Origin of the sequence: Nitrosomonas supralitoralis, from assembly GCF_003011925.2 — a bacterium.
Lineage (GTDB): Bacteria > Pseudomonadota > Gammaproteobacteria > Burkholderiales > Nitrosomonadaceae > Nitrosomonas > Nitrosomonas supralitoralis.
Genome location: NZ_PXXU01000029.1, coordinates 15,395 through 27,417 on the forward strand (window position 1 = coordinate 15,395; position 12,023 = coordinate 27,417).

At 45.1% G+C, this 12,023-nt stretch carries 11 protein-coding genes; 9 read left to right on the plus strand and 2 right to left on the minus strand.

Annotated features, from left to right (window positions below; all coding sequences use genetic code 11):
• Nucleotides 1-10: 10 nt before the first annotated feature.
• Genes C7H79_RS10325 through C7H79_RS10345 form a run of 5 tightly spaced genes read left to right on the plus strand, consistent with a single transcriptional unit; the run spans nt 11 to nt 5,653 of the window.
• Nucleotides 11-502: an NADH-quinone oxidoreductase subunit J family protein gene (locus tag C7H79_RS10325; RefSeq protein WP_106707189.1), complete on the plus strand. Its 492-nt coding sequence runs from the start codon at nt 11-13 to the stop codon at nt 500-502.
• On the plus strand, nt 499-822 hold the full coding sequence (gene nuoK, locus C7H79_RS10330) for an NADH-quinone oxidoreductase subunit NuoK (RefSeq protein WP_106707190.1): 324 nt from the start codon (nt 499-501) through the stop codon (nt 820-822). The genes C7H79_RS10325 and nuoK overlap by 4 nt, the downstream gene beginning before the upstream one ends.
• Entirely contained in the window at nt 819-2,756 is a 1,938-nt protein-coding gene (gene nuoL / locus C7H79_RS10335; RefSeq protein WP_106707191.1) for an NADH-quinone oxidoreductase subunit L, read from the plus strand. Before nuoK ends, nuoL begins: the two co-directional genes overlap by 4 nt.
• Before the next feature lie 7 nt (nt 2,757-2,763).
• Entirely contained in the window at nt 2,764-4,272 is a 1,509-nt protein-coding gene (locus tag C7H79_RS10340) for a complex I subunit 4 family protein (RefSeq protein WP_106707192.1), read from the plus strand.
• Nucleotides 4,250-5,653 carry an NADH-quinone oxidoreductase subunit N gene (locus tag C7H79_RS10345; protein ID WP_106707211.1) on the plus strand — a complete coding sequence of 468 codons (1,404 nt, stop codon included), beginning with the start codon at nt 4,250-4,252 and terminating at the stop codon, nt 5,651-5,653. Before C7H79_RS10340 ends, C7H79_RS10345 begins: the two co-directional genes overlap by 23 nt.
• Nucleotides 5,654-5,669: 16 nt before the next feature.
• Here C7H79_RS10345 and C7H79_RS10350 read toward each other — a convergent pair whose 3' ends face one another.
• Both C7H79_RS10350 and C7H79_RS18440 read right to left on the minus strand, forming a co-directional pair.
• Nucleotides 5,670-6,047 (minus strand): hypothetical protein, encoded by a 378-nt coding sequence (locus C7H79_RS10350; RefSeq protein WP_106707193.1) that lies wholly within the window; start codon nt 6,045-6,047, stop codon nt 5,670-5,672.
• A gap of 447 nt (nt 6,048-6,494) precedes the next feature.
• Nucleotides 6,495-7,844, minus strand: coding sequence for a hypothetical protein (locus C7H79_RS18440; protein WP_106707194.1), 1,350 nt, complete (start codon nt 7,842-7,844; stop codon nt 6,495-6,497).
• A gap of 255 nt (nt 7,845-8,099) precedes the next feature.
• Between C7H79_RS18440 and sucC the strand changes: the two genes are divergently transcribed.
• The 4 genes from sucC to dacB are packed head-to-tail and all read left to right on the plus strand — an operon-like array spanning nt 8,100 to nt 11,987.
• Nucleotides 8,100-9,260, plus strand: a complete 1,161-nt coding sequence (gene sucC, locus C7H79_RS10360; protein WP_106707195.1) for an ADP-forming succinate--CoA ligase subunit beta — start codon at nt 8,100-8,102, stop codon at nt 9,258-9,260.
• A 47-nt stretch (nt 9,261-9,307) separates the two neighbouring features.
• Nucleotides 9,308-10,183: a succinate--CoA ligase subunit alpha gene (gene sucD / locus C7H79_RS10365; protein WP_106707196.1), complete on the plus strand. Its 876-nt coding sequence runs from the start codon at nt 9,308-9,310 to the stop codon at nt 10,181-10,183.
• A 29-nt stretch (nt 10,184-10,212) separates the two neighbouring features.
• Complete coding sequence (locus tag C7H79_RS10370; RefSeq protein WP_106707197.1) at nt 10,213-10,521, plus strand: hypothetical protein; 309 nt, start codon at nt 10,213-10,215, stop codon at nt 10,519-10,521.
• Between the two features lie 23 nt (nt 10,522-10,544).
• Complete coding sequence (gene dacB / locus C7H79_RS10375; RefSeq protein WP_106707198.1) at nt 10,545-11,987, plus strand: D-alanyl-D-alanine carboxypeptidase/D-alanyl-D-alanine endopeptidase; 1,443 nt, start codon at nt 10,545-10,547, stop codon at nt 11,985-11,987.
• Nucleotides 11,988-12,023: the final 36 nt, after the last annotated feature.

Genomic DNA, 12,023 nt, shown 5'->3' on the forward strand with positions numbered 1-12,023 from the left:
GAGTAAGCTTATGTATGAAATTATTTTTTATCTCACTGCCGCCATCGCGGTACTTGCTGCCGGCGCGATATTGAAAGTACATCATCCAGTACATGCCGCGCTTTATCTCGTCATCTCTTTACTGGCATTGGCACTGATATTTTTTCTCCTCGGCGCACCACTACTGGCGGTACTCCAAGTCATGATTTACGCAGGTGCAATCATGGTGTTGTTTCTTTTTCTGATTATGGTGATGAACCTGCGTTCCGAACGAAACCAGTCACTGCCTCTACCCACTGGCTGGAAAGGACCTGCATTCCTGGCACTGATTCTATGGCTGGAACTTCTGCTATTACTCAACAAATATTCGTCAGAAGGAACAAAGGAAATTATAGTAATCGAACCCAAAACAGTAGGGCACGCATTGTTCGGCCCATACCTATTGTTAGTAGAAGCCGCCGCTGTTCTATTACTGGCAACAATTGTTGCCGCTCTTTATCTTAGCCGCAAAGGGCGTTCATGATTCCGCTTACTCATAGTCTTATTATTGCAGCGCTGTTGTTCACCCTGGGGCTCCTGATCATACTGTTGCGACGCGAACTGCTCTTCATATTGATGGGATTGGAAGTCATGTTCAACGGAGCGGCTTTGACAGCTATAGCGGCTGGCCAATACTGGAACAATGCTGATGGCCAGGTATTGACCATATTCCTGATGGTAGTAACTGCTGCTGAGTTGGCCGTAGCGCTGATTCTGGTATGGCTGGCCTATGAACACTTCAAAGTAACACAAGTAGATATGCTTACCCAACTCAAGGATGATACTCAAGGTGAACCGCCATGAATCAGTTTCTGTGGTTGATTCCTGGCGCACCCCTGCTGAGCGCTTTGATAATTGCCTTGTTGGGAGGGCTACTGCAACGAAGGCATCTCGCCATCTTGGCGACTTGTGCCGCAGCCATTGCTTTTCTTGTAGTACTGCTGACATGGCTGACCGGTGCCGCTACCAGCCAGCCATTACAACAAACGCTTTACACCTGGATAGCGGTGGGTAACTGGAGACCAACGATAGGATTTATCCTGGATCGTCTTGCTCTGGTAATGGTGAGTGTGGTTAGCGGTGTCGGCTTACTGATTCATATTTACTCGATAACTTTTATGTCCGAAGACAGCGATCAACGCCGCTACTATTTTTTCCTCAACTTGTTTCTCGCAGGCATGCTCATTCTAGTACTGGCCGATAATCTGCTGCTTCTCTATCTTGGATGGGAACTGGTCGGACTCTGCTCTTTTGCCCTGATCGGCTTCTGGTATCGGGAACCAATGCGGGCCAGCGCAGGACGCAAAGCATTCATCACCACTCGTATTGGCGACATGTCACTGGCAATCGGCATCTTCCTTTTGTACAATCAGTTTAATGATCTGTCACTGTCATATCTGCTCGAAAATGCCACTGCGCAGTGGGAAACAAGTTCACAACTGGCCACACTCACAGCACTCCTGATACTTGGCGGAGCTATCGGCAAATCGGCGCAGTTACCACTTCAGGTCTGGTTACCGGACGCCATGGCTGGTCCCAGTCCGGTTTCTGCATTGATTCACGCCGCCACCATGGTCACAGCCGGAGTCTATTTAATTGCCCGCACTTATCCTTTATTCGAACTTGCGCCTCATGTTCAGTGGTCAGTGGCAGCCATTGGTACGTTAACTATTGTCTATGGAGCCAGCGCTGCTCTGGCGCAAAACGATTTCAAACGGGTATTGGCATACTCCACTATCAGTCAGGTCGGTTATATGTTTCTAGCGCTGGGTTGTGGCGCCTATGCACTGGCACTGTTCCATCTGGTTACACATGCCTTTTTTAAATCATTGTTATTCTTGGTCGCTGGAACAGTGATTCACACCAACGGAAATGAACACAATATTCATAATCTGGGCAAACTTGGTAATCACCCACCGCTGGTTCACTGGACTTTTCTGATTGGCGCTGCTTCGTTAGCAGGATTCCCCTTAATTACCGCTGGTTTTTATAGTAAAGAAGCCATTCTTACCGCTTCATGGTCGGCACCTGCAGGTCCTTTATTATGGACTTTTGCAGCTTTTGGCGTGCTGTTGACTTCAGTTTATATCTTTCGTGTTTATTTTCTTGTTTTCCAGGGTTCCCGATCCAGCGCTTCAAAGCCATCAATTTCCAGCTCAATGACATGGCCATTGCTTATCTTAGCCCTGCTCAGCCTTATTGGCGGACTTGTTGAGTTTCCAGTAGGTTGGCCGGCTTCTCACCAGTGGAGCGCATGGTTGGAAGATGAATTCAGGTTAGCAGTGCATCCTCCGCTTGGAATTGCTTACAGCCTGCAATTCATCACCAGTCTGCTGTCATTAATCGGAATCGGACTGGCCCTTGTGCTAGTGCGCCGTGAACAGGCGGGTCATTCCCTGACCAAAATAATTTTTTTACGTACCGGTTGGGGTTTCGATGCTCTATACCAAACCATGTTGATACATCCATATTTCAGCTTGGCCCGCTTCTTAAAAGCCACAGATGCCCTTTTAGTTGAGGGAATACTGCATAAAATGACACAGGCATGCCTGAGCCTTGCCTCTGCCTGCCGCAGTAGTGTAGAACACGGTGTTCTGGATAAGAGCATCAATGGGCTATTAGCAGGATTCCGATTCGGATATGCGCGGCTCAGCGCCACACAAAACGGCTTGTTAAGTCGCTATGCTCTGATGATCAGCACTGGAGCCGTCTTCTTGTTGAGCTATTGGTTATGGTGAGAATACTATGTATTGGTTAAGTGTTTTAATATTTCTGCCTTTGTCAGGAGCGCTCATAATTGCGCTAACAGGCCGCTTTTCTGTAATCTGTGTTCGCTGGCTCGCACTGGCCATTACGGTTACCGAACTATTGATTGCACTGAGTCTTTGGTGGATCGCAGACTCTGATTCAAATGGCTACATGCACATAGTCCAGGTCCCTTGGATTCCGATAATGGGCATTCAGTTTCTGCTTGGCATGGATGGCCTCAGCCTGTTACTGGTACTACTAACCGCTCTACTTGTTCCGATAGCGATACTTGTGTCATGGAACTCAATTCGCCATAACTGGTCTACTTTCGCCGCACTACTACTCGCCACCCAGGCCGGCATCATGGGCGTCTTTTTGGCATTAGACCTAATATTGTTCTATGTATTCTGGGAGCTCATGCTGGTGCCGATGTATTTTCTGATCGGATTATGGGGCCATGAACGACGACTTTACGCTGCTTACAAATTCTTTCTTTTTACGGTTACCGGATCTCTGCTGATGCTGGTGGCTATTCTGGGATTGTATTTTATTCACGGCGAACAAACCGGTATTTACACATTCAATTACTTTGAACTACTGCACACCAACCTATCTGGCAATACCGAAATGTGGTTAATGCTGGGATTTTTCGTAGCATTCGCTGTTAAGATTCCACTTTTCCCCATCCACAGTTGGCTTCCTGATGCCCATACAGAAGCTCCAACAGCAGGCAGCATCATTCTCGCTGGCCTGTTACTGAAAACAGGTGCCTATGGCCTGTTACGTTTCTGTTTGCCTCTTTTCCCGGGAGCCTCTGTAGATTTTGCGCCATTTGCTATGGGCCTGGGTGTTATTGGCATTCTCTACGGCGCCTTACTTGCCCTGGTACAAGAAGATATGAAACGGCTGATCGCCTACTCTTCTATCAGTCACCTCGGTTTTGTCGTATTTGGCATCTATGCCTGGAATCAGGAAGGCTTGCATGGAGCAATGCTTCTGATGCTTGCTCACGGCGTAACAACAAGCGCATTGTTTGCCATTGTCGGCATGCTGGAAGAACGAATCGGTACCCGCTCATTGCCCCGCATGGGGGGGCTGCTATCACCCATGCCACGCCTAGGCGCCATGCTGCTGCTCTTTACACTCTCAGCCATGGGCATGCCAGGATTGGCCAATTTTGTCGGCGAATTTCTGGTTCTTGCCGGTGTATATCAGGTCTCAGCTGGACTTGCCATAGCGGGTGCCATAGGTATTGTTGCAAGCGCTATTTATCTGCTATGGATGTACCAGCGCGCCATGCTGGGTGAAGTAAGCAGCGACCACGTATGGTCCGACCTTGACCACCGAGAAACTCTGATACTGGGATTACTGGCAATCACTGTGCTTTGGCTGGGACTATACCCAGCTCCTTTCCTGGATTATCTGCAAATTCCGGCAACCGTTATTATCGAATCGAATACTGCAACATTGGCAGGAACAGAAGATGCATTCCGCAGATCTGATTAGCCTGGCGCCTTTCATTGTACTCATATTGGGTGGGCTGACGGTACTGGTTCTAGGCGTCTGGCCGCAGCATGTCTCTACACGAACCTTGGCAACCGTTTCGTCAATGTTTCTATTGCTCGGGACTGCGACCACTGTGCTCTGGGAAACACCGCACATAGTGAACGACATGCTAATCATCGACAATTTAGGACGGCTATTTTCTCAGTTTTTTATGTTAGGCGCTATAGCCATCATAATTCTATCTTTTAATTATGCACCCACCAAGAATGAAGTACGAGAAGAGTATTTGAGTCTGATCCTATTTGCAACTTTGGGAATGACTTTGCTCGTGACCTCACATAACCTTGTTACGGCATTTATTGGACTCGAAATCCTGGCTGTGCCACTTTTCGCATTCGTCGCTTGGAAGCCTATGAGAAATGGTGCAATTGAGGGTGGCGTAAAATATGCCATACTCGCTGGTTTTGCAGCTGCTTTTTTTCTATATGGAATCACTTTAGCTTATGCCAGTACCGGCACACTGAATCTGACAGCGCTGAGTTCGATAACAACCGACAATTATTTACTTATAGTCGCTGTAACCCTGATACTGGTTGGCGTAGGATTCAAACTGGCGCTGGTGCCTTTTCATATGTGGGCACCTGATATTTATCAGGCTGCACCCGCTCCGATAACGGCACTATTCGCTAGCATTGCAAAGGCAGCAGTACTGGTGTTTTTGATCCGGTTATTGTGCCTGCAACTACAGTATATCTGGGAAGCTTTACTTCCATTATTAGGGATTCTTGCCATAATTACTATGGTAGCTGGTAATTTATTAGCACTGTATCAGCAGAATTTGAAAAGACTACTAGCCTATTCGTCCATCGCCCATCTGGGCTATATTCTGGTCGCGCTGGCGGCAGGGAATTCCCTGGGCCGTGACGCTGCCATATACTATGCTCTAACCTACGCACTGATGAATCTGGGTGTATTCGCTGTTGTGGCTGCATTTACTCGCCCCGAGCAGGATCGCCAGAATCTGGAAGAATATCGTGGACTAGGACGACGTTACCCTGCACTGGGAATAGCCATATGGATATATTTTCTGGCTCTCGCAGGCCTTCCTCCAACGGCAGGATTTGTTGCCAAATTACTCGCCTTTGGTGCCGCCATCAAGGCCGGTCATATGATACTTGCGATCATAGCGGTGATCAACACGGCACTTGCTTTTTATTATTACTTACGCATTTTAATCGTATTTTATGGGGAAGAGTCTACCAAACAGAATGACGTGCACATTTCCCAAGGAACAATATCCATCGTGATTATTACCAGTTTACTTATCATCGGATTGGGTGTTTTTCCCGAGTGGATACTGGACTTTATTAAGACTCTTTGACTGAGTTGTGCTTCGATTATTTCTGCCACAGCAAATTAATCGACAAAACAATAACCATAAAACAAATAATCCAAAAAACAATAGGCGCCGCGCCTCCCTTGAATTTAAGGCCTCCTATTTCAAATTCAATCGGTCCTGTCGATATTCGCAAAATCAGCGTGACAAAAAGCGCGCCTAAACCGGCCATAGGCAATCCAATTAATACCGGGAATTGCTCTTTAACCATGTTTTTCCAATAATCCCCTGGTGTATTATGAAAATTGGTCAGCTGATACAGCATGAATGTTCCAAAACAGGTCAAAATGATTACCACAACCCAACTGATAATGGCTCGCAATCGTACACTGTGTGATTCATCCGTGGTAACTTCGAAGGTTTTTTGTTCTTCGCTCATATATTTATCCAGATTTTATCTTTTTTAGCCAAACTGTAATTTTATATGATCATAGCGAAATACCTGATTTGATTCCATCGAATACAGATGTCGCAGTTCAAATCAAATAGTTATCCGTTTTAGATAGACAGGTGCCTGTCAGTTTAGATTGGAGCTAAATTCGTTAAAAAACTATCTGCGTTGCTGCTATGGCGTTAAAAGCAGGTTCAGAATGTTCATTTGTTAAGCACAAACTACGCTTTTTGCCTGTTTTTGCCTTGTATCAACTGCCTCGAAAACGTTTTTCAACAAACTGTTAGCTAATGCCGTTTCGTCAAGCAGCAATTTTTACTTGAAAGAAATGCACTTAAAACATAATCTTCTTGATGAGTCCTGATTGTTCTAATACTTAACCATATGTTCAGTCCATTTTGTAACTTCATGACTACTTACAATTCTATTCTGATTTCAGGATGGCTGAGGAGGCACTTTTATCCACTCACCGGAACATTGCTTTACATAAGGATAATATCCTTCCGGATTGCGACAATAGTACCAATAATTATTTCTTTGCACAGTGGTTGGCCGTGGCGCAGGATTTTGTTGAATATACGTCGGTCGCTGCATGATTGGAGCAGTGACAACACCTACAGGATAACCGCCTAAAGGATAGTAGCTTTGAAAGCGACGATAAGGACCAAATGCATAATTATTATAAAAACCGACTCCTCCCCAGTTACTATAGAAGCCAAAACTGTTAAAAGGTGCAAAACCAGCATAACCAAATCCCCAACCGGGCCCCCAACCCCATACTGGACCGAATCCCCAACCCAACCCCAGGCCCAGACCAAGTCCTAAACCAAACCCATCTAAATGATGATGATGATGTCCGTGATGATTTTGATGATGATTAGAATTATTATAGTTTGCAGTATTTTGATCCATATGCACGTTGTGTGGAGGATTAACGTTCTGCGTGTTTGAACCATCCTGAACTGTTCCATCGACTTGAGCTGCCTGGTCGGTACCCGTTGAATCTGTATTCTCAGAAACGTGGTTATCTTGAGTCTCGATATTTTGTGCCGCGGGACTGTCTTGAACTATTTCCTTATCCTGAGCCGATAAATCTGCTTCAACGGATTGATTGCCCGGCGTTGCTAAATCCTGCTGAGCTGATTCTTGTGTGTTCAGGTTAGAGACATCAGAATTAATTTCATTGTTTGCGTTCTGATCAGCAGCATCAGCTTGAGAAACGTCATTACCTTGAATGGATGACCCAATTTCGCTTGATTCGCTACTGGGAGTTGCCAAGTTTTCCTGGAAAGATTCTGGTGCAATCTCTGTACCTTGTGCGGCGTCCATATTTAAGTCAGCGTCATTGTTATCTCCACGATTATCCGATTGGTTAAATTCACCGGCTTGATTAAAGTCATTTTCCGAATTTAAATCATCAGCAAAGTCGACGCTTTCTTGCTGATCCGATGTGTTATCTGGATAAAACGCATCGCCTTGTTCAAAGCCGCTGTGATCATAGTGATCTTCGAAACCACTATTCTGGTCATAATAACCCCCAGTATCAGAACCAACCTCATCATAATTATTGTCATACCCACCGCTATCGTAACTATCGTATCCACCTCCATCAAAACCACCGTCATCGTAACCACCGTCGAAGCCTCCCCCATCAAAGCCGCCATCAAATCCACCTCCGTCAAAATCACCGCCATCGAAGCCCCCCCCATCTTCTGCTCCTACGGGGCTTACTGAAAAAACACTGCATAGCACAACTGCTATACATGCCATTTCAAATTTTTTCATATAATCCTCCGCTCATTGATCTCACATCTATTAATATATTAAGTGCGAGCGTCTGAACAGACACTGAATAAAAAGAGAGATCTTTTGCTATGGTGATTCATAATTCCAGAGTTAACAATATAATCAGTAAGTTCAAAATAAATGACATGAATTAACGCACATTATTTTTGTTATATTTTGAAATAGAATCATTTTTGGTGATTAGGTTATACTTCTAATCTTGATATTCTAAATCATTCTGATAAGGACATGCCGATGAAGATTCATGAGTACCAAGCAAAAGAAATTTTACGCAAATATCATGTGGTTACACCAAAAGGTGTTCCTTGTTTCAGTGTTAACGAAGCGGTGCAAGCAGCACAACAATTGGGCGGCGATGTATGGGTAGTAAAGGCACAGATTTATGCCGGTGGTCGTGGCAAGGGTGGTGGCGTAAAAGTAGCCAAGTCATTGGATGAGGTACGACAGCATGCAAGCGAAATTTTGAATATGCACTTGGTAACTCATCAGACTGGTCCAGAGGGGCAGATGGTGCATCGACTTTTTATCGAACAAGGAATCCAGATTGAGAAAGAATTCTATGTTGGCATGGTGGTTGACCGCAGCCATCAGCGCGTCTGTTTGATGGCGAGTTCGGAAGGTGGCATGGAAATCGAGAAAGTCGCGACTGAAACACCAGAAAAAATATATAAAGTGCTTATAGATCCAATCGAAGGTTTAAGCCAGCAACAAGCGGAACAAGTCGCACAAAAAATCGGCATTCCAAAACAAAGCCTGCCAGGAGCTGTTACTTTGCTGCAAGGATTATATCAAGCATTTGACGAGACTGATTCATCATTAGTGGAAATCAACCCATTGGCATTGACTTCAGAGCAACAAGTAATGGCTCTCGACGCCAAAATGAATTTTGATGAAAACGCGCTATTTCGTCATCCAGAGATCGTTGAACTACGGGATCTGGATGAGGAAGACCCAGTGGAAATTGAAGCATCGAAGCACGAACTGTCCTATATTCCTTTAGACGGTAATATAGGCTGCCTGGTGAATGGTGCAGGCTTGGCAATGGCGACCATGGATATTATCAAATTGTATGGCGGCAATCCCGCCAATTTTCTTGATGTTGGTGGTGGGGCGACGGCAGATAAGGTGACTGAAGCGTTTAAATTAATGTTGCGCAATCCAAATCTACAAGGAATTCTGGTTAATATTTTCGGTGGCATAATGAAATGTGATGTGATTGCGCAAGGTTTAGTAGCAGCCGCTCGCGATGTGCATCTTGCAGTTCCTTTAGTGGTGCGGCTGGAAGGTACCAATGTCGATCTTGGAAAGAAAATTCTGGCGGATTCGGGTTTAAAAATCATTTCCGCGGATAACATGGCTGATGCGGCACAAAAAGCGGTTCAAGCAGCCAACTAAGTCAACTCGTTAATCTCAATATTAGCCATATAAGGAATCCATTTGCCATGTCCATCCTGATCAATCGCAATAGCCGCGTGATGACACAAGGCATGACCGGTAAAACCGGCCAGTTTCATACTCGCATGTGCCGCGACTACGCGAACGGCAAAGCGTGCTTCGTTGCGGGTGTGAATCCACGTAAACCCGGCGAAAATTTTGAAGGTATTCCGGTCTACGCATCGGTTAAAGAAGCCAAGCAACAAACTGGTGCCAATGTTTCAGTGCTTTATGTACCTCCAGCATTTGCCGCTGCAGCAATAGATGAAGCAGTTGAAGCTGAATTGGATCTGGTCATTTGTATCACCGAAGGTATTCCCGTTCGCGACATGATTCGTACTCGCTACAAAATGCAAAACAAGAAAACCCGACTCATTGGCCCGAATTGTCCGGGAATAATTACGCCTGATGAGATTAAAATCGGGATTATGCCGGGATATATCCATAAAAAAGGCCGCATCGGAGTGGTTTCTCGTTCTGGCACACTGACTTATGAAGCAGTAGCGCAATTGATGGAGCTTGGATTGGGGCAATCAACCTGTATCGGTATTGGCGGTGATCCGGTGAATGGGTTAAAACACTTAGATGTGATGAAACTGTTCAATGATGATGACGAGACTGATGCAGTGTTGATGGTAGGTGAAATCGGCGGCACGGATGAAGAGGATTGCGCCCACTGGGTGAGAGATCATATGCGCAAGCCCGTGGTAGGATTTATTGCTGGTGTGACGGCACCACCCGGTAAGCGCATGGGTCACGCCGGTGCGATTATTTCCGGTGGTAAGGGAACGGCGCAGGAGAAGATCGAAGTGATGGAATCGTGTGGAATCAGAGTTACACATAACCCGGCTGAGATGGGCAAATTATTGAAATCTGTTTTGTAGTTTTTGGGTAATAATTGAAGGTATTTATTATGCAATATCGTTTATCATTTTTTATCATTTTGATCGCGCTGATTGTTTCTGCCTGTAGCGGGATTTCCACCAAGCAACCGTTACCGACCAGAAAACCTGAGCGGCCGGCAGGCCCTTTACCCGAGAGCGCTAAACCCAAATACAACTTGACTGGTTATCCGCTGAGTACTCAGCAGGGTTACATAGATGGTTGTGAAACCGCCAAAAGAACAAGCTGGGCTTTTAAAGACTTGAATCGCTACGACCAGGATGGACAATATCGGATGGGGTGGGATGATGGCTTTTCCATGTGCAAAGCTACGAAGTAACAGTTCTGAAGGATAAGTTCAAAATGACCAGGATTTCTTTATGTCTTGGTTCTTTAATTGGACTGATTGCTTTATCGACATCAATATTTGCTAGTGGCTTACCAGGCGAAATCAAACAAAAACTGCAACAACTTGCCATCCCAGAAACATCGATTGGTGTATATGTTCACGAAATTGGTGCAAATAATCCTGCACTTGCAATCAATGCGGATTCCGGCATGAATCCGGCTTCAGTAATGAAATTGTTAACCACATACGCAGGACTGGAACTATTAGGCCCGTCTTATACCTGGCAAACTATGCTTTATGCAAATGGTAAAATTACAGATGGCATTTTATATGGTGATTTAATCATCAAAGGCCATGGCGACCCCAAACTGGACCTGGAAAACTTCTGGTTGCTGATTAACCGTTTGCGTCAAACCGGACTACAAGAAATTAAAGGCAACCTAGTTCTGGACCATTCACATTATGAAATTCCTCTTGAAGATCCTGGAAAATTTGACGGCCAGCCCTACCGTACCTACAACGTGTTGCCAGAAGCATTATTAGTTAACTACCGCGCATCTACTCTTCATTTGTTTCCACAACCTGAAACCAATACTGTACGAGTCGTAATTGAACCAGTGCCAGAATCTTTGCAGATACAAAATAATTTAAAGCTTACCCAAGGCAAATGCGGCGCTTGGAAAAATTGGCTAACAATTGAAGCGACTGCTGATGTGAAAGATAAAAATAATTTTACGGTTGTTTTGAATGGTGATTTTCCCCTACATTGCGGAAAACAATCATATATTTTGAGCCTGCAAGACAGCACTATTTATACACGCAATTTGTTCAAGTACTTGTGGGCGCAACAGGGTGGCATATTTGATGGTGAAGTCATCTTAGGCCCGACACCGAAAAACTTGCTGCCATTGAAAGTTTATCAATCACCACCGTTGTCTGATATCGTCCGTGGTATCAATAAATTCAGCAATAATATTGCAGCACGTCAATTGTATTTAGCGTTGGGTACAAGTAATTCGACAACCAATAGCTCGCCAGCCACTTTACCAAAATCGGATGTAGCAATTAGACAATGGTTAGCCGGCAAGCAAATGAGTTTTCCGGAATTGGTGATTGAGAACGGCTCTGGATTATCACGTCAGGAACGGATCAGTGCTCGACATATGGGACAACTATTGCTCTCAGCTTTCAATAGCCCAGTGATGCCGGAATTCATTGCATCATTGCCCATTGCCGCGGTAGATGGAACTCTGAAGAATCGTTTTTCTGACACTTCAGTGAAAGGGTTGGCACATATGAAAACCGGCTCATTGAATAACGTACGTGCAATGGCGGGGTATTTGCTCGACGAAATGGGGCGACGCATTGTCGTCGTTTTTTTTATTAACCACGATCAAACCGAACAATCTCAAATTGTTATGGATGCTTTCGTACAATGGGTTCATCGTCGGAAATAGATATATCCATTATATGAATAGGACTATTGATTCAAA